This window comes from Nonomuraea fuscirosea (assembly GCF_003001935.1).
In the GTDB taxonomy this organism is placed as follows: Bacteria; Actinomycetota; Actinomycetes; order Streptosporangiales; family Streptosporangiaceae; genus Nonomuraea; species Nonomuraea fuscirosea.
This window is the reverse complement of the sequence record NZ_PVNG01000020.1, coordinates 222,137-240,156: the sequence shown is the minus strand read 5'-3', so window position 1 is coordinate 240,156 and position 18,020 is coordinate 222,137. Positions and strand designations below refer to the sequence as shown.

16 protein-coding genes are annotated in these 18,020 nt (G+C 69.5%); 6 read left to right on the top strand and 10 right to left on the bottom strand.

What is annotated here, in order from left to right; all coding sequences use genetic code 11:
• Nucleotides 1-74: 74 nt before the first annotated feature.
• Nucleotides 75-1,472: an aminobutyraldehyde dehydrogenase gene (locus B0I32_RS39295; RefSeq protein WP_106248359.1), complete on the bottom strand. Its 1,398-nt coding sequence runs from the start codon at nucleotides 1,470-1,472 to the stop codon at nucleotides 75-77.
• Between the two features lie 28 nt (nucleotides 1,473-1,500).
• Nucleotides 1,501-2,766, bottom strand: a complete 1,266-nt coding sequence (locus B0I32_RS39290) for a glycosyltransferase (RefSeq protein WP_106248358.1) — start codon at nucleotides 2,764-2,766, stop codon at nucleotides 1,501-1,503.
• Between the two features lie 124 nt (nucleotides 2,767-2,890).
• On the opposite strand from B0I32_RS39290, the gene B0I32_RS39285 reads away from it, so the two are divergent.
• Entirely contained in the window at nucleotides 2,891-3,496 is a 606-nt protein-coding gene (locus B0I32_RS39285) for a TetR/AcrR family transcriptional regulator (RefSeq protein WP_106248356.1), read from the top strand.
• Here B0I32_RS39285 and B0I32_RS39280 read toward each other — a convergent pair.
• Genes B0I32_RS39280 through B0I32_RS39265 form a run of 4 tightly spaced genes read right to left on the bottom strand, consistent with a single transcriptional unit; the run spans nucleotide 3,490 to nucleotide 7,297 of the window.
• Nucleotides 3,490-4,539, bottom strand: coding sequence for an ABC transporter ATP-binding protein (locus B0I32_RS39280; RefSeq protein WP_106248355.1), 1,050 nt, complete (start codon nucleotides 4,537-4,539; stop codon nucleotides 3,490-3,492). The genes B0I32_RS39285 and B0I32_RS39280 overlap by 7 nt on opposite strands.
• Nucleotides 4,526-5,305 carry an ABC transporter permease gene (locus B0I32_RS39275; protein ID WP_106248354.1) on the bottom strand — a complete coding sequence of 260 codons (780 nt, stop codon included), beginning with the start codon at nucleotides 5,303-5,305 and terminating at the stop codon, nucleotides 4,526-4,528. Before B0I32_RS39275 ends, B0I32_RS39280 begins: the two co-directional genes overlap by 14 nt.
• Nucleotides 5,298-6,164 carry an ABC transporter permease gene (locus tag B0I32_RS39270; RefSeq protein WP_245956305.1) on the bottom strand — a complete coding sequence of 289 codons (867 nt, stop codon included), beginning with the start codon at nucleotides 6,162-6,164 and terminating at the stop codon, nucleotides 5,298-5,300. The genes B0I32_RS39275 and B0I32_RS39270 overlap by 8 nt, the downstream gene beginning before the upstream one ends.
• An 11-nt stretch (nucleotides 6,165-6,175) precedes the next feature.
• Nucleotides 6,176-7,297: a polyamine ABC transporter substrate-binding protein gene (locus tag B0I32_RS39265; RefSeq protein ID WP_106248352.1), complete on the bottom strand. Its 1,122-nt coding sequence runs from the start codon at nucleotides 7,295-7,297 to the stop codon at nucleotides 6,176-6,178.
• 358 nt (nucleotides 7,298-7,655) lie between these two features.
• Here B0I32_RS39265 and B0I32_RS39255 point away from each other — a divergent pair, with 358 nt between their 5' ends.
• Together B0I32_RS39255 and B0I32_RS39250 are read left to right on the top strand one after the other, a co-directional pair.
• Entirely contained in the window at nucleotides 7,656-8,591 is a 936-nt protein-coding gene (locus B0I32_RS39255) for a phosphotransferase (RefSeq protein WP_106248349.1), read from the top strand.
• Nucleotides 8,588-9,547, top strand: a complete 960-nt coding sequence (locus B0I32_RS39250; RefSeq protein ID WP_106248347.1) for an SIS domain-containing protein — start codon at nucleotides 8,588-8,590, stop codon at nucleotides 9,545-9,547. Before B0I32_RS39255 ends, B0I32_RS39250 begins: the two co-directional genes overlap by 4 nt.
• Nucleotides 9,548-9,635: 88 nt before the next feature.
• On the opposite strand, the gene B0I32_RS39245 is transcribed toward B0I32_RS39250, so the two are convergent.
• The 4 genes from B0I32_RS39245 to B0I32_RS39230 all read right to left on the bottom strand — a co-directional run bounded on the left by B0I32_RS39245 (nucleotide 9,636) and on the right by B0I32_RS39230 (nucleotide 13,676).
• Entirely contained in the window at nucleotides 9,636-10,202 is a 567-nt protein-coding gene (locus tag B0I32_RS39245) for a GTP-binding protein (RefSeq protein ID WP_106248346.1), read from the bottom strand.
• On the bottom strand, nucleotides 10,183-10,497 hold the full coding sequence (locus B0I32_RS39240) for a DUF742 domain-containing protein (protein ID WP_245956310.1): 315 nt from the start codon (nucleotides 10,495-10,497) through the stop codon (nucleotides 10,183-10,185). Before B0I32_RS39240 ends, B0I32_RS39245 begins: the two co-directional genes overlap by 20 nt.
• 66 nt (nucleotides 10,498-10,563) lie before the next feature.
• Nucleotides 10,564-10,986: a roadblock/LC7 domain-containing protein gene (locus B0I32_RS39235; protein WP_106248342.1), complete on the bottom strand. Its 423-nt coding sequence runs from the start codon at nucleotides 10,984-10,986 to the stop codon at nucleotides 10,564-10,566.
• Nucleotides 10,983-13,676 carry a sensor histidine kinase gene (locus B0I32_RS39230; protein ID WP_106248418.1) on the bottom strand — a complete coding sequence of 898 codons (2,694 nt, stop codon included), beginning with the start codon at nucleotides 13,674-13,676 and terminating at the stop codon, nucleotides 10,983-10,985. Before B0I32_RS39230 ends, B0I32_RS39235 begins: the two co-directional genes overlap by 4 nt.
• A 337-nt stretch (nucleotides 13,677-14,013) precedes the next feature.
• Between B0I32_RS39230 and B0I32_RS39225 the strand changes: the two genes are divergently transcribed.
• Genes B0I32_RS39225 through B0I32_RS39215 form a run of 3 tightly spaced genes read left to right on the top strand, consistent with a single transcriptional unit; the run spans nucleotide 14,014 to nucleotide 18,016 of the window.
• Nucleotides 14,014-15,135, top strand: coding sequence for a quaternary amine ABC transporter ATP-binding protein (locus B0I32_RS39225; protein WP_245956304.1), 1,122 nt, complete (start codon nucleotides 14,014-14,016; stop codon nucleotides 15,133-15,135).
• Nucleotides 15,132-17,045: an ABC transporter permease gene (locus B0I32_RS39220; protein ID WP_106248341.1), complete on the top strand. Its 1,914-nt coding sequence runs from the start codon at nucleotides 15,132-15,134 to the stop codon at nucleotides 17,043-17,045. Before B0I32_RS39225 ends, B0I32_RS39220 begins: the two co-directional genes overlap by 4 nt.
• Nucleotides 17,042-18,016, top strand: coding sequence for an ABC transporter substrate-binding protein (locus B0I32_RS39215; protein WP_219912229.1), 975 nt, complete (start codon nucleotides 17,042-17,044; stop codon nucleotides 18,014-18,016). The genes B0I32_RS39220 and B0I32_RS39215 overlap by 4 nt, the downstream gene beginning before the upstream one ends.
• Nucleotides 18,017-18,020 lie beyond the last annotated feature (4 nt).

Genomic DNA, 18,020 nt, shown 5'->3' with positions numbered 1-18,020 from the left:
AGATCGGCCAACCGAACATATCCCATCACACATGCCCAAAGAGGCACTTTGGGCACCATAGCGCTCACACGTTTTCAGGCTGGCCGGAACGAATCCCGTTCGGCGGGTGCCGCGTGCTTCACCATCAGGTGCCGCGTCACCGAATACTCCTGCACCGCCTCCTGGCTCATGTCCTTGCCGAACCCGCTGCCCTTCACCCCACCGTGCGGAGCCTCGCTGGCGATGGGCAGATGGTCGTTGACCCAGGTCACGCCCACGTCGAGCCGGTGCGCGACCCGCATCGCCCTGGCCACGTCACGCGACCAGACCGAAGAGGCCAAACCGTATCTAGTGTCGTTGGCCAGTCTCACCGCTTCGTCCTCGCCGTCGAACGGCAGAACCACCAGGACCGGTCCAAAGAGCTCACCCTGCACGATCTCGCTGGTCTGCGCGACGTCGGCGACCAGAGTGGGCGGGTAGAAAAAGCCGGGGCCCCCGATCGGCGAGCCGCCGTGCACCACGCGCCCGCCGGCCCGCGTGACGAAGCCGTGCACCCGGTCCCGGTGCGCCGCGGAGATCAGCGGGCCGATGTCCGTCTTCGGGTCCCAGGGGTCGCCCACGGTGATGCCGGCCAGCCGCTCCCTGATCGCCTCCACGGCGTCGCCGTAGACGCGCCTGTCGACGTAGACGCGGGTGGCCGCCGTGCAGTCCTGCCCCGTGTTGTACGTCGCCCCCATGGCCACGCCGTGGGCCGTCTCCGCCAGGTCGGCGTCCTCGAACACCAGCGCCGGCGCCTTGCCCCCGAGTTCGAGGTGGACCCGCTTGAGCGTGGCCGCCGCGCCGCTCATGACGGCCCTGCCGGTCTCGGTGGAGCCGGTGACGCTCACCATGTCCACGCCGGGGTCGGTGACCAGCGCCTGGCCCACCTCCGCGTCGCCCGTGACGGCCTGGACGAGCCCGGCCGGGGCGCCCGCCGCGGCGAACAGCTCCGCCAGCCGCAGCGTCGTACGGGGCGTCTGCGGCGCCGGCTTGATCACCACGGCGTTGCCCGCCGCGACCGCGGGCCCGAGCTTCCAGACCGCCATCACGAACGGGAAGTTCCACGGCGCGATCGACCCCACCACCCCGACCGGGCGGCGCAGCATGACCGAGGTGTAGCCGGAGCTGAACACCCCGGCCCCCGTGCCCTCCAGCGAACGGGCGGCCCCGGCGAAGAAGCGCAGGTTGTCGACGGCGAAGGGCAGCTCGCCGTCCCTGAACACCGCGGCCGGCTTGCCCGTCTCCTCCACCTCCAGCCTGGTCAGCTCCTCGGTCTCGGCCTCCACCAGGTCGGCCAGCCGCAGCAGCACCCGCGCCCGCTCGCCGGGAGTGGCCTGCGACCACTCCTCGAACGCGGCGCGGGCCGTACGGACGGCCGTCGCCACCTCCTCCACCGGCGTATCCGGAATTTCGGCACAAGGGAGCCCAGTGGCGGGGTTGATCAATACGCGCATCAGGAAGACTTCATCTCTCCGGGTCGGGCTACTTGCCGAGCTGCTCGATCAGGTCGGCGGCCTTGCGCAGGCCGTCGCGACGCCGGATCTCCTCGCCCGCGGCGGCGATCCGCGCCCGCAGCTCACCGTCGCCGAGCAGGCGCTCCAGCGCCCCCTTCAGCTCCTCGCCGGTGAAGGCGTAGGTCGAGAGCCTGACACCATAGCCGAGCTCGTCGATCCGCTGGGCGTTGTCGTACTGGTCCCAGAAGAGCGGCAGCAGGATCATCGGCTTGCCGAAGTGCAGCGCCTCGGTGGTGGTGTTGTTGCCGCCGTGGGTGATGACCAGGTCGCACAGTGGGATGATCTTAGTCTGCGGAACGAACTCCGCACCCCACATGTTGTCGGCGAGCTTGATCTCCTCGTGCAGCGGACCTTTGGAGACGATGAACTGGTGCGGGGTGGTGGCCAGCACGTCGATCACGCGCTGCATCAGCTCCACGTCGGAGGAGCCCAGCGAGCCGAGCGAGAAGTAGACCAGGGAGCCCTCGCCGCGCTGGAACGGCAGCGTGAAGTCCTCCTCGGTCTCGCGGACGGAGGAGTCGAGACGGTGCCACGACGGGCCGAGCGGGCGGTCACCGGCGTAGTCGGCGATCTCCGGGTAGACGTAGAGGTTCAGGTCGCCCTCGTGGATGAAGTCGAGGTCGGGCAGGGGCGCGGTGCCCTGCTCGACGCACCACTCGTTGAAGGCGGTCCAGATCTCGCGGTGGGTGCGGTCGTACTCGGCGCGGAAGGCGTCCCACTCGGAGCGGTCGGCGGCGGGCAGGCCGGAGAAGACCGGCGCGACGTTCTCGCCGCGCACCTCCAGCGGGTTGCAGGAGACGATGCGGACGAACTTGCGGCCCGCCGTGAGCAGCGCCGGGAACGTGATCACGTTGTCCTCGACGATCACGTCGGGGTTCACCCGCTCGATGATGGCCTTGAGCTGCGGCTCGCAGTATTTCGCGCCGTCGATCAGCTCGGCCCAGATCGGCTTGGTGACCGTCTCGAGCTGCTCACGCGTGCTCTTGCGGTATTCGGGCGCGGTCTCGCGGATGAAGTCCTTCCAGAACTGCCCGGGGTCCTGCTCCTCCTCGCTCGGCGGGGCCAGGTCCACCAGGTCCTCCTCGAAGCCGAGCGCTTCGAGCTTGCCCTTCCAGGACGCCTCGGCGGCGAAGACGACCCGGTGACCGCGCCGGCGAAGGATGTCGCCGATGCCGATGCAGTTGTTGGTCGGTCCGTACGCGCTTTCCGGCATGAACAGGAACGTGAGAGACATCGAGACTCCGGGAGAACTCGTCATTTTGAAGGTGAATTCAAAAATGGATCTGGCGTGAGGGTCGAGTTACGTGCACTATGGTCACGGCTAACTGAACATCATGCGAAGAGTGAGGGTGGTGAGGGTGGCGCAGCGTAAGAGCCGCAGCGATCGGCGCATCGACTTGATCGAGGCCGCGCGCAGGGCCATCATCCGCCACGGCATCGACGGTGTACAGCTCTCGCACGTCGCCGAGGAGGCCGGCCTGACCTCGGGCGCCGTGCTCTACCACTACCCCGATCTGAGCGAGCTGCTGGTCGAGGCGCAGCACGCGGGCATGGAGCGCTTCTACGAGCAGCGCCTGCGCCGGCTCGCCACGCTCACCGACCCCGTCGAGAAGCTGGTGGTCACGATCAGGTCGGGGCTGCCGACCGGCTCGCTCGACCCCGACGTGCGCCTGCTCAACGAGCTCGGCGGCGCCGCGGGCCGCAACCGCGTCTACGGCGTGCTGCTCACCTCCCTGTACGACCGGCAGGTGTCGATGTACCAGGCGATCCTGGACACCGGGGCGGCGCTCGGCGTGTTCCGGCTGAGCGCCGGCTCGCTGACGATCGCGCGCAACCTCGTGGCCCTGGAGGACGCCTACGGCTACCGCATCACGGCCAGGCATCCGGTGATCGGCCCCGACGAGGCCAACGAGCTGATCCTGTCCTACGCCCGCGCGGCCACGGGCAACGATCTGGCTCACTGACCGGCCGCCATGACGACCGCGTCCCCGGCGTCCCAGCGCACCTTGACCTTGGCGCCCACGCTCAGCGTGGCGGCGCCCTGGACGGCGGCGAGGACCGGCTTGGCCCGGCCGGGGACGTCCACCGAGACGTGGGAGACGCCGCCGTAGAAGCTGACGTCGAGGACGCTGCCGGCCAGTCCCCTGGCCGCGTTCTCGTCGGCCAGCTCGATCTTCTCCGGCCGCACGGCCAGCAGCGCCTCCGTGCCCGGCTCCAGCTCCGTCAGCGGCGTGCCGGCCAGTTCGCCGAACGTCTCGCTCTCGATCCCGCCGGAGCCGCCGGCCACCCCGGGGAAGAGGTTGTTGGCGCCGACGAAGTCGGCCACGAAGGGTGAGCGGGGGCGCTCGTACAGGGCGATCGGCTCGTCCACCTGGCGGACCTGGCCGTTGTCGAAGACGGCGATGCGGTCGGCCAGCGACATGGCCTCCTCCTGGTCGTGCGTGACGACCACGAACGTGATGCCCACCTCGTGCTGCAGGCGCTTGAGCTCCAGCTGCATGTCCGCGCGGACCTTCTTGTCCAGGGCCGACAGCGGCTCGTCGAGCAGCAGCAGCCGGGGCCGCTTGACGATGGAGCGGGCCAGCGCGACGCGCTGGCGCTGGCCGCCGGAGAGCTGGGCGGGCTTGCGGGAGGCGTGCGCGGACAGGCCGACCGTCTCCAGCACCTCGCCGACGCGCTGCCTGACCTCCTGCCGCGGCAGCCGCTCGCGCTCCAGGCCGTAGGCCACGTTCTTGGCCACGGTCATGTGCGGGAACAGCGCGTACGACTGGAACATGAGGCTGATCGGCCGCCGGTTCGGCTGCAGGGACAGCAGGTCGTCGCCGTCGAGCGTCACCGTGCCCGCGTCCGGCGTCTCGAAGCCCGCGATGATGCGCAGCAGCGTGGTCTTGCCGCAGCCGGAGGGGCCGAGCAGGGCGAAGAACTCCCCTTGGCCGATCTCCAGCGACACGCCGTCGAGCGCGGTGACGTCCCCGAACGTGCGGGAGACCCCGTCAATCTTGAGCACGAGACTCCCCGATCTTGGTCAGTCGCTGCCCGGCGATCACCGCCGTGAAGCTCACGAGCAGCAGGATCGCGGCCAGCGCGTTGATCTTCGGGGTGACCCCGAAACGGATCATTGAGTAGATGACGATCGGCAGCGTGGGCTCGGCGTTGCCGATCGTGAAGAAGGCGATCACGAACTCGTCCAGCGACAGCGTGAACGCCAGCAGCGCCCCGGCCACGATCCCCGGCGCGAGCTGCGGCAGCGTGATCCGCATGAACGTCGCCACCGGCCCGGCGCCCAGGTCGCGCGAGGCCTCCTCCAGCGAGGTGTCCGCGCCGGACAGCCTCGTGCGCACCACCGCCGCCACGAACGCCATCGCGAACACGCCGTGGGCCAGGATCACCGAGTACAGGCCGAGGGTGAGCTGGATCATCCCGTAGAAGACCAGCAGCCCGATGGCCAGCACCAGGTCGGGCAGCACCGCGGGCATTAGCGAGACCGCGTCGAGCAGCTTGGACCTGGTGTACCTGGCCAGGCCAACGGCCAGCAGCGTGCCGAGCACCGTCGCGATCACGGTCGATCCGACGGCCACGATCAGCGTGTTGACCACGCCGTTCATGATCCGGTCGTCGCCGGCCAGCTCGCCGTACCACTTGAGGCTGAAGCCCTCGTAGGTGTACGCGGACTCGCCGGCGTTGAACGACATGACGACGAGCACGGCGATCGGCGCGTAGAGGAAGACGTACGTGGCCCAGAAGGGGACGTACAGCAGCTTGGATCTACGCACGGCGCGCCACCCAGGCCTGCGCGACGAGCAGCACGAGCAGCACCGCGATGAGCGCCAGCGCCAGCGTGGAGCCGAACGGCCAGTCGCGCGCCGACAGGAACTGCTGCCTGATCAGGTTGCCCACCATCAGCGACTTGCTGCCCCCGAGCAGTTCGGGGATGACGAAGTTGCCGAAGCTCGGCACGAACACGAACAGGCTCCCCGTCAGCACGCCCGGCACCGTGAGCGGCAGCGTGACCTTCCTGAAGGTGGTCAGCCCCGAGGCTCCCAGGTTGGCCGAGGCCTCCCTGAGCTGCGGGTCGAGCTTCTCGATCGCGGCGAACAGCGGCAGCACCATCAGCGGCAGGTACGAGTACACCAGCCCCGCCACGATCGCGCCCTCGTTGTAGAGCAGTTCGAGCGGCTCGATCCCGAACACCTTCAGCCCGCTGTTGACCAGCCCGGGCCCGCTCAGCAGGATGATCCAGGCGTAGACGCGGATGATGAAGTTCGTCCAGAACGGCAGCACGATCGCGACCAGCGCGATCGTCTTCCACTTACGCGGAAGCTGGGCGATCAGGTACGCCGTCGGATAGCCGGCCAGCAGCGCGATCACGGTCGTCACCGCCGCGATCTTCAGCGAGCCGATGACCACGTCCAGGTAGAGCGGGTCGACCAGCCGCTCGAAGTTCTCGGCGGTGAACTCGTAGACCACCCCGCCGAAGCGCCCGCGCTGGAAGACCGTGTAGCTCAGCACCAGCGCCAGCGGCACCAGCAGCAGCACGACCAGGTACGTCAGCCCTGGCGTCAGGAACACGAACGCGCCCAGCCGGCGTCCTCTCGAACGGGACACCGGCCTGGCCTTGACCTCTGGCTTCACTACAACGACAACTACTTCGCCTGAACGTCGGCCGACAGGCGGGTGTACTTGGTCGAGGCGGCGCCCAGGTCGATGATCGACTCACCGTCCAGCAGCCGGGCCGGCGGGATGTCGAGCAGCGAGCCCTTGGCGATCTTCACCTTCTCCATGGCCGCCTTGTTGGGGACCTTGTAGTTGATGTTCTCGGCCGCCCAGCTGTGGATCGCGGGGTCGAGGATGTAGTTGATCAGGGCGTGCGCGGCCTCCTTGTTCTTGGAGGACTTCATGATCACCATGGTGTCCACCCAGAGGTCGCTGCCCTCCTTCGGCACCGCGAACGCGATGTTGCCCTTCGGGTCGGTGGTCGGGCACCAGCCGTCCCACGCCTCGACCATCACGGCCTCGCCACTGACCAGCTTGTCACCGAACGTGGTGTCGTCGTAGGTGAGCAGGTGGGGCTTCTGGGCCATGAGGAGCTCGCGGGCCTTCGTGATCTCCTCGTCCTTGTCGGTGTTGACCGAGTAGCCGAGCGACTTGAGCGCGGGCAGGGCCAGCCAGCGCTCGGTGGTCATCATGGTGACCTTCTTCTCGGCCCAGGCCGGGGGCTTGAGCAGATCGTTCCAACTGGTCGGCTTGCTCTTCACCAGGTCGGTGCGGTAGCAGATGCCGGTGGTGCCCCAGGTGTAGGGGACGGAGTACTTGTTGCCCTTGTCGTAGGAGAGCTGGGTGGCCTCGGGGTAGAGGTTGGCCAGGTTGGGGATCAGCTCGGGGTGGATCGGCTCCAGCAGGCCCTGGGCGTTGAGCGCCTGGGCGTACTGGCCGGACACGAACGCCACGTCGACGCCGCTGTCGCCCTGGGCGGTGAGCTTGTTCATCGCCTCTTCGTTGGTGGCGTGCAGCGCGACCTTCATGTCCTGGACCTTGAGCTTCTCCTTCACCCGCTGCGGCAGCTCCTTGGGCGTGTAACCGTCCCATACCGTGATCTGCAAGGACTGCTTCGACAGGTCCGCGTCGGGCTTGAGCTGGTCGGCCGCCGCTACCGTCGTGCCATCTGAGCTTGACGACGACTCACCGCCGCACGCCGCGACGGCAAGCGCGAGACCGGCCACCGCGACGGCGGCCGGGAGACGACGGGTGAACCGGGAACGGGACACGGCCGCTACTCCTTCTGATTTGTGGGGAAGAGGGGTCGCGCGACCTTACCGGACACAGCCGACCAGACCAGGAGTGTTGCAGCAGAAATCAACATGGGCAAGACTTTTGATGACATTGCTACCTGGAAGTTTGGTCTACTAGTTGAACTGGGATTCAATACGTCGTCGCATGATCTCTCTCGGTGAGAGGCCACTCACCGCCCGAGATCGCGGGCTCACCGCCGCGCTCCTTCTGCGATTGGAGGGGGAGGTGCCGCCGCCGTTCGCCGTACAGCGCTTCCTCCCGCTTCCAACCCTCTCGTACGGTCATGAAGATCTCCACACTGGGGCCCCAGGTGAGCGTGATTTCGGTGACCACGTGGACCAGACGAACTACTCGGTGGTGGTGGACGAGCGGGTCGTGGTGAAGTGGCTGACCCCTCCGGCGCCGCTGCCTCACCCGGCTCCGGAGATCCTCGCGCACCTCGTTGAGGCGGGCTTCAACGACACAGCGCCCCCTTACGCGGCTCTGACAGGTGTGGTGGACGGACGCGAGTGTCTGCTGGCGCTGGTGACCGGCTACCTGCCCGAGGCCAGGGACGGCTGGGAGTGGTGCGTGGACGAGGCGGAGCGCGGCGCGACCGGCTTCGCCACCGACCTCGGCCGGCTCGCCGCCGGCCTGCACCTCGCCCTGGCCACCCTCCCGGCCCCGCCCGGAGTCGTCGCCGGGATGGAAACCGCAGCGACTGAGGCCGACAGGGCGCGGGCGGCGCTGGCCGAAGCGCTGGAACTGACCGGCGGTGCGGACGGCGCGTGGCTGGCCGCCAGGGCCGGCGCCATGAGGCGGGAGCTGGCCGCGCTGGAGACGGCCCCCGCCACTTCCCCGCTGATCAGGATCCACGGCGACCTCCACGTGGGCCAGATCCTGCGCTGGCGGAACGGCTACGCGGTCATCGACTTCGACGGCAACCCCACCGTCGCCGACGCCGCGCCGTACCAGCCGGCCGCCAGGGACGTGGCCCAGCTGACCACGAGCCTCGACCATGTGGCGCAGGTGGCGATCAAGCGCAGGTCCACGCCGCCCGGCGAGGCCGCCGCCTGGGCCCGGCGGGCCCGCGCCACCCTGCTCACCGCCTACCGGCGCCGGCTGGCCGAGGCGGGCCGGGCCGGCCTGCTCGACGAGAGCCTGCTCCGCCCGTTCGAGGTGGAGCAGGAGTGCCGTGAACTGATCTACGCCGCCCGTCACCTTCCCCGCTGGCGCTACGCCCCGATGGGCGTCCTGCGTACCTGGTATCCCGAGGAGAACACCGCGTGAACGCCGAGCTCTACCTGTCCGACCTGGAGTCCAAGCCGGAGGCGCTGACGGCGCTGGCCGGCCGGCTGCGCTCCGAGGACCCGTTCGCGGGCCTGCCGCCGGGCATCGGCAGGGTGCTGTTCCTCGGCATGGGCAGCTCCCGCTACGCCGCCGGCGTCGCCGCGCTGCGTCTTCGCGCCGCCGGGGTGTTCGCCCACGCCGAGTACGCCTCGGCCGCGGCGAGCCTGCCGCCGGCCGAGGGCACCCTGGTCGTCCCGATCTCGGCCACGGGCTCCAGCCGGGAGACGCTCGACGCCGTCGCCGCGTACGCGGGCGGCCCGGCCCGCCTGGCCGCGTTCACCAACGACCCAGGCTCTCCCCTGGCCGCCGCCGCCGACCTGGTGGTCGACCTGCACGCCGGGGAGGAGCGCGGAGGCGTCGCCTGCCGGACGTTCCAGCACACGCTGGCCCTGCTGCTGGCGCTGGAGGCGAGACTCACCGGCCGCGACCGCGACCTGCCCGCCCTGCTCGAACGGGCCGCGGCGGCGACGGCCGACCTGCTGGAGCGCAGGGACGAGTGGCTGCCCCTGACCATGGAGCTGCTGGACGGCCCGCACGGCGTCTACACGATCGCCCCGGCCGAGCGGCTGTCGTCGGCGGAGCAGTCGGCGCTGATGCTGCGCGAGGGCCCGCGCCGCCAGGCCGACGCCTGCGAGAGCGGCGACTGGTCGCACGTGGACGTCTACCTCACCAAGACGCTCGACTACCGCGCCCTGCTCTTCCCCGGCTCCCGCTACGACGGGCAGGCCATGGACTGGGTGCGCGAGCGCGGGTCCACGGTGATCGCCGTCGGCGGCGAGGTGAAGGACGCCGCGGCGGCGATCAGGTACGCCCACGACGACGACCCGGACGTCGCCCTGCTCACGGAGACGCTGGTGGCCGAACTGGTGGCCGCCTACTGGTGGTCGGCCCAGTGAACCGGCCCAGTCCCAGTGAGCCGGCCCAGTGAGCCGGCCCAGTGAGCCTGCGCGCGGGTGACGGCGACCCGGTCCGCGGCCTGGCCGCTCAGCCGGTCCGTACGGTCAGCGCGTGTTCGACCAGCGTGATCAGGGTGTTCTTGACCGCCGGCCGGACCCGCGCGTCCGTGCGCACGATCGGCACGTGGGCCGAGAGCGTGAGCGCCTCCCGCACCTCGCTCTCGATGTGCGGGAACTCACCGTTCCAGCCGTTCAGACCGATGACGAACGGGATCCCGGAGTTCTCGAAGTAGTCGACCGCCGGGAAGCTGTCGGCCAGCCGCCGCGAGTCCACCAGTACCACGGCCCCGATGGCCCCGCGGACGAGGTCGTCCCACATGAACCAGAACCGGTGCTGGCCCGGGGTGCCGAAGAGATAGAGGATCAGGTCCTGGTCGAGCGAGAGCCGCCCGAAGTCCATGGCCACGGTCGTGGTGGTCTTGCCCGGAGTGTGCCCGAGGTCGTCGATGCCCTCCGACGCGTCCGTCATGACCGCCTCGGTCGTGAGCGGCATGATCTCGGACACGGAGCCCACGAACGTGGTCTTGCCCACGCCGAATCCGCCCGCCACGACGATCTTCGTGGAAGTGAGCCGGCTAGAGCCTGCGAAGTCCACTTAGTACCCTTTCGAGCAGGCCCCTGTCGGGCAAACCTGCCTCTAGCTGCGGCTGGTACACCTTGACCAGCCCATCCGCCTCCATGTCGGCGACGAGCACCCGAGCCACTCCGAGGGGCACGCTGAGCAGCGCGGAGATCTCCGCCACGGACCGCACCTGCCGGCACAGCTCACTGATCGCGCGATATTCGCGCGTGTAGGTCGTGCCGAGCTGCGCCGAGGTCGCCGACGATACCAGTGCCTCCATGGCCAGAGCCGTGCGCGGAGCGGTCCTGCCGCCGGTGACGGCGTACATCCGGACGAGCGAACTTCGCTCGGGCTCCGGCTCCCCGTTGTGCCACGATGCCACGGTTCACTCCCATCACCACGGACGCGCTGCGGAGAGCTCCGCCCTCACGGCAGGCGTCAGCACCTGCCCCGCACGCTCGACCAGGATCGTCATCTGGTAGGCGACCAAGCCCATGTCGCAGTCGGGTGCGGCCAGCACCGCCAGACAGGAACCGTCGCTGATCGACATCACCAGCAGCAGGCCGCGGTCCATCTCGACGAGGGTCTGGGTGACCCCTCCGCCTTCGAACACGCGGGCCGACCCCTGGGTGAGGCTCACCAGCCCGGCCGCGATGGCGGCGAGCTGGTCGGCGCGGTCTTTCGGAAACCCCCGGGAGAAGGCCATCGGCAGGCCGTCCGCGGAGACCACGACGGCGTGCGCCACGCCCGGGACCTCTTCGACGAAGCGGCTGACCAGCCAGTTGATGTCTCTGGCGGCCTGGCTCAGCTCCTTCATGAGTCCTCCTCGAGCTCGGCGCGTCCCTTGCGCACGCCCTGCTGGTAGCTGGCCAGCCTGCTGCGCAACCGGTCAGGGGACACCGAAGCGACGGGGACGGGCGGCGGCTGCGGGTTCGCGGTGCCCGGTACCAGATTCGCTCGTGGCGTGCGCTTCGGCAAGCCGGAGTTCGTGGTGCCGCTCTGCACGGGCTCGGCGGCCGCTCCCGCGGCCTGCCAGCCCTGGTCGGCGGGTGAGGACCAGGACTCCTCGCGGCGGTCGGCCGTCGGCGCCGACCTGCTGAACCAGCTGCTCTCCTCGACGGAGGCGAAGATCGGCAGGAACTCGTCCTTGGACGGCGCAGGGGGCGGGGGGAACGACGACGCCGGCGTGGACAGGTCGGGGTAGGACGCGGCGGGCGGCACCGGATCGGCGAACGACCGGGGCCCGCCGGAGTCGAACGACGCCGAATCGAACGAGGCCGCGTCGAACGACGCCGAGTCGAAGGACAACGATCCGCTCATCGGCGTGCGCGCCGAGCTGAACCAGGACGACGGCTCGGGCGCGCCGTTGTCGAACGACGGATGCCCGGGCGGCGGCCCCGAGGCCGGAACAGGGTGGCCGGACATCGAGCCGGGCATCGGGCCGGACGAGGGGCCCGGCGAGGAGGCGTAAGGCGGCGCGTACGACGGAGTCGGCCGGTTGACCTGCCTGGGCGCCTGGAGGCGCTGCCCCGCGCCGGGCACCGGCCCCGGCACGGCGGTGAGCAGCCGGGGCGGGACCAGCACCATGGCGGTCAGGCCGCCGATGTCCTGGCGGCGCAGCTGCACCCGGATCTGGTGCCGCAGCGCCAGCCGGCCGACCACGAACAGCCCCATCCGGCGCGAGACCGACACGTCGACGACGGGCGGGTTGGCCAGGCGCCAGTTGGTCTCGGACAGCTCCTCCTGGCTCATGCCGATGCCCTGGTCGGTGACCGACAACATCAGGCTGCCGCCGTCGATGCGGCTGCTGGAGATGACGACCTTGGTGTCGCGCGAGGAGAACGACACCGCGTTCTCGACCAGCTCGGCGAGCAGGTGGACCACGTCGGTGACGGCCTGCCCGGCGATGGCGACGTCCGACTCGACCTGGATGCTGACCCGGTCGTAGCTCTCGACCTCGCCCAGCGCCGCGCGCACGATGTCCATCAGCTCGACCGGCTCGCTCCACTTGCGCGCGGCCTCCTGGCCGGCCAGGACGAGCAGGTTCTCGCTGTTGCGGCGCATGCGGGTGGCCAGGTGGTCGAGCTTGAACAGGTCGCCGAGCCTGGTGTCGTCGCGTTCGCCGCGCTCCAGCTTCTCGATCAGTGTGAGCTGCCGTTCGACCAGCGTCTGGCTGCGCCTGGACAGGTTGACGAACATGGCGTTGACGTTGGAGCGCAGCTTGGCCTCGTCGCCCGCCAGCCGGACGGCCTCGCGGTGCACCTCGTCGAAGGCGCGCGCGACCTCGCCGACCTCGTCCTTGGAGAAGACCCCGATGGGCGGCACCTCGGCGGTGACCACGCCGTCGCGGGACTCGCGCAGGTGCTGGACGAAGTCGGGCAGGCGCTTGCCGGCGATCTCCAGGGCCTCGCCGCGCAGGCGGCGCAGGGGGCGTACCAGGGATCTGGCCACTCCGGTGGTGATGAGCAGCACGATGACGAGCAGGGCGAGCACGGCGACGGCGGTCACGATGGCCTGCTGCCGCTCGTCGGCGCTGAGCGCCTCGCTGCGCTGGACGATGCCCTCCGCCTGGCGCTCCTCGACCTGGCGCATGGAGTCGACGACGACGTTCACCGCGTCGAACCACTCTTTGGCGTCGTCGGGCTTGGACTGGTCGAGCCCGCGCAGCGGCAGCCCCCGGGTGGCTCTGATCAGCACCAGCTCGCGCAGGAAGAGCATGCGGTCGGCGGAGCGGCCGTTGACGCTCTCGTCGAAGAAGCGGCGCTCGTCGGCGGTGGCCTCGGCGGCGAATCCCCTGCGCTCGTTGAGCTCCTTGGACTGCTCGCCCAGGAAGCGCTTGAGCTGCTCCTGGTCGAAGGCGCCCTCGGCGAGGACGACGGTGACCAGCGCCTGCTGGTAGGACAGGCTCTCCTTCGCGCGGGCGAGCCCGTCGAGCATGCGCGTCTGGCGGAAGAGCTCGTCGTCCACGCTGCCCTTGACCAGCTCGTTGTGCACGGAGAGCAGGTCGTTGACGACCGTGGTGTAGAGCTCGACGGCGGGACCGGGCAGCAGGCTGGCCTCCAGCGCCTGCTCGCGCAGGGAGGTCAGGTCGTTCAGCCGGTTGAGCAGGCTCTCCAGCTGGTCGGCGGTGCGGCCGGTCGAGTCGGCCAGGAGCTGCTGGGCGATGCCGCGCACCTGCCTGGCCTCCAGGTCCACCTGGTCCATCTGTGCCTTCACCTCGGCCAGGCCGTCGGCCGGCCGGTTACGCGCGATGTACCAGGAGGTGCGCGCCCGCTCCCCGGAGACCAGGTGGGTGAGGCCGCCGAGTTCGGCGGAGAGCCTGGCGAACTGGTTCGTGCGCGCGTAGTCGCCGGCCGCGGCGGTCGAGGAGAGCACCTGGACGCCGCCGAGCAGCACGGCCGCGGCGGTGGGCACCAGGATGAGGGCCACGAGACGTGCTCGGACGCGCCAATTACCCAGCCGCCAGCCGCCCTCGCCGGCGTGCTTGACGCCCCGCTCTGTTGTCACCGAACGCACCTCGCCCGAATCGGCGTATATGAGGAGTGTGTGCCGTGGGAGAAATCAAGTTGCCGGTTATTGCAACACATCCTATGGCTCGTGGCCAAGGCAACATAACGCGACAAAAGTTGGCTCGCGTGACTGATGAGGATAGAACCTGGCACTCCATGATGGAAGCATCTGCAGCACGAAATAAACCTCTAACAGAATAAATGTCCGCTTATGGGCGGTTGGTCCGTTCCACCGAGTAACGTGCGAGGCGCACGAAGATCTCCAGAAGGTCACAGCGTTGAGAATCTCGCTATTCCCGACATATGTTGAGCGACGTCATAACGAGGAGGCGAGTGTGGGAGATTCTCCCGACAACGCGGCTATCACCGTTGCGGGCCTTTGGAAGATCTTCGGATCCAGGGCGGAGAAAGTCCTGGACAGCGAGGACAAGCATCTCGAACCCGCCGCGCTGAGGGAGAAGACCGGCTGCACCGCCGCCGTCAGGGACGTGGGCTTCGAGGTCCGCCCCGGCGAGGTCTTCGTGGTCATGGGCCTGTCGGGCAGCGGCAAGTCCACCCTGGTGCGCTGCCTGACCCGGCTCATCGAGCCGACCGCGGGCCGGATCACGATCGGCGGCGAGGACGTCCGCGCCGCCTCGCCCGCCCGGCTCCGCGAGATCCGCCGGCACCAGGTCAGCATGGTCTTCCAGCACTTCGGCCTGCTGCCGCACCGCAAGGTGATCGACAACGTCGCCTACGGGCTGGAGATCCAGGGCACCGCCAAGGCCGCCAGGCACGCGCGGGCCGGGGAGATCCTCTCGCTGGTCGGCCTCGACGGCTACGCCGACGCCTATCCCGACCAGCTCTCCGGCGGCATGCAGCAGCGGGTGGGCCTGGCCCGCGCGCTGGCCGTGGAGCCGCAGGTGATGCTGTTCGACGAGCCGTTCAGCGCGCTCGACCCGCTGATCAGGCGCGACATGCAGGCCGAGGTGATCCGGCTGCACCGCGAGGTCGGCAAGACGATGGTCTTCATCACGCACGACCTGTCCGAGGCGCTCAAGCTGGGCGAGCGGATCGCGATCATGCGGGCCGGCTCGATCGTGCAGCTCGGCACGGCCGAGGAACTGGTGGGCGCGCCGGCCGACGACTACGTGGCCGACTTCGTCCGCGACGTGCCGCGAAGTCACGTGCTGACCCTGCGCTGGATCTGCCGCGCTCCCGAGCCCGGCGAGTCCCTGGACGGCCCCGTGTTACCGGTGACCACCGTGATCAAGGACGCGATCGGCGTGTCGTCGTCCTCGGCCCAGCCGATCAGGGTGGTGGACGGCGACGAACTCGTCGGCGTGGTGGACCAGGTGGACCTGCTCGGCTTCCTGGCCGGCCAGGACACGGGCGCGAACGCGGGCCCGAGCGTGAACGCCGGCGCCGCTCCGCGCTCGGGCAGCGACGGCGGCACGGGCGCGAAGGCGGGGTCATGAGCTCGACGGCCGTCCCCACGCCATCCAGGCTCGGCCTGCCGAGGTGGGCCGCGCCGGCGGGCGTGGCGCTGCTGTTCGTGGTGGCGTACCTGGTCTTCCAGGGCACGGGCACGCTGCCGCACGACAAGGAGGCGCCGCAGTTCCTGGCCGTCACCGAGCTGCGCGAGTGGATCGACGACCACCGCAACGACAACCCGCTCTTCCTGTACTTCCTCAACTACATCCGGCTCTTCGTCGGCCTGCTCTACGGCGTGTTCCAGACCGCCCTGTACGCGCTCGGCTGGCCCGGCATCACCGGGGTCATGGGCGCGCTGGCGTGGCTGGCGGGCGGCTGGCGGATCGCGCTCCTCGCGGTCGCCGGCGTGAGCGCGTTCGGCGTGCTGGGGCTGTGGGAGTCGAGCGTCGACACGCTGGCCCTGGTCGCGGTGGCGGTGTTGCTGTCGCTGGCGATCGGCGTCCCGCTCGGCGTCTGGGCCGGGCTCTCCACCCGCATGAGGCGGGCGATCACCCCGGTGCTGGACGTCATGCAGATCATGCCGACGTTCGCGTACCTGGCGCCGCTCGCGCTGTTCTTCCACATCGGCGCGCCGGCCGGGGCCATCGCCACGATGATCTACTCGATCCCGCCCGCGATCCGCATCACCGCCCTGGCCATCTCGGGGGTCTCCCCCACCGCCGTCGAGGCGTCCACCTCACTGGGCGCCACCCGCGGGCAGACGCTGTTCAAGGTCTATCTGCCGCTGGCCAGGTCCACGATGGCGCTGGCGGTCAACCAGACGGTCATGATGGCGCTGTCCATGGTCGTCATCGCCAACCTGATCTCGGCCCCCGGGCTGGGCGGCGACATCATCCGCGGCCTGTCCCGCGCGCAGGTCGGCATCATGCTCCCGGCCGGCGTCGCGGTCGTGATCATGGCGGTGGTGCTGGACCGGATGCTGATGGCCGTGGCCCGCCGCGACCCCCACGCCAGGATCGGCCGGGCCGGCCTGGCCGGCGCGGGCGTGCTGGCCGCCGCCGGGCTCGCGCTCATCCCCGTGCTGCCCGCGACCTGGCCGGAGAACCTCACCCTCAACGTCGTCTCCCAGGTCAACGACATCGTCCGCTGGGCCGAGACGAACTGGTTCGGCGTGACGACGTGGATCAAGGACGTCACCTCCGCCGTCCTGCTCAACCCGCTGGAGTCGCTGCTCGCCTCGGCCCCCTGGTGGCTGATCGCGCTCGCGGTGCTGCTGGTGGCCTGGCGGGTGAGCGGCGCCGGCCCCGCGCTGACCGCGCTGGCCTGCCTGCTCGCCATCGCGCTGCTCGGCGTCTGGGAGCACGCCATGCAGACGATGACCACGGTCGCCGTCGCGGTGCTGGTCACCCTGCTCATCGGCCTCGTGCTCGGGGTGGCCGCGGCCCGCTCGCCGCGCTACTCGGCCATCCAGCGGCCCGTGCTGGACGCCGCCCAGACCATGCCGGCGTTCGTGTACCTGCTGCCGGCGCTGGCGCTGTTCGAGACCACCCGGTTCACCGCCATCTTCGCCTCGATCATCTACGCCGTTCCCCCCGTGGTACGCCTGGTCGAGGACGGGATCAAGGCCGTGCCCGCGACCGTCGTGGAGGCCGCGGCCTCCGCCGGCTCGACCTCGGCCCAGCTCCTGTGGAAGGTGCAGCTCCCGATGGCCAGGCGGGCGATCCTGCTCGCGGCCAACCAGGGCATCGTCATGACGCTCGCCATGGTCGTCGTCGGTGGCCTGGTCGGGGCGGGAGCACTCGGTTACGACGTGGTCGTCGGTTTCTCCCAGCGGAGCGACTTCGGCATGGGCTTCGTGGCCGGCGTCGCGACCGTCCTGCTCGGAGTCATGCTCGACCGCATCACGCAGGGCGCCGACAGGCGCCCTTCCCCCCGAAAGAGGAAGTTCACATGAAGATTCGCCTGTTCGCAGGCCTGATGGCCGTTGCGTTCGCCGCCGCAGGCTGCGGCGGAGCAACGGTGGACAGCAGTTCGACCAGCACCGCCGCTCCCCAGGCCGGCGCCTCCAGCGCCGCCGCCGGGGGCACCGTGAAGATCGCGATCAACCCCTGGGTGGGGTACGAGGCCAGCGCGAACGTCGTCGCGTACCTGCTGAAGAACGAGCTCAAGTACAACGTCGAGCTGCCCGAGATCAAGGAGCAGCTGGCCTGGGAGGGCTTCGAGACCGGCGACGTCGACGTCATCATCGAGAACTGGGGTCACCCCGACCTGAAGAAGCAGTTCATCGAGGAGAAGAAGACGGCGCAGGAGGCCGGCTCGACCGGCAACAAGGGCATCATCGGCTGGTACGTGCCCAAGTGGATGGCCGACAAGTACCCGGACATCACCGACTACAAGAACCTGAACAAGTACGCCGACCTGTTCAAGACCTCGGAGTCGGGCGGCAAGGGCCAGCTCCTCGACGGCGACCCGAGCTACGTCACCAACGACGAGGCCCTGGTCAAGAACCTCAAGCTGAACTTCAAGGTGGTCACGGGCGGCAGCGAGGCGGCCCTGCTGAAGTCGGCCACGCAGGCGCAGGAGCAGAAGAAGGCGCTGCTGTTCTACTTCTGGACGCCGCACTGGATCTTCGACAAGGTCGACCTGGTCCGCGTCAACCTGCCGGCCTGGACCGAGGGCTGCGACGCCGACCCCAAGAAGGTCGCCTGCGACTACCCGGAGATGGACCTCGACAAGATCGTCAGCACGAAGTTCGCGCAGACCGGCGGGAAGGCGTACGAGCTGGTCAAGAACTTCAGCTGGACCAACGAGGACCAGAACGCCGTGGCCAACGACATGACCAACAACGGCATGACCGGCGAGGAAGCCGCCAAGAAGTGGATCGAGGCCAACACCGCGAAGTGGCAGGCCTGGATTCCCAAGTGACCCC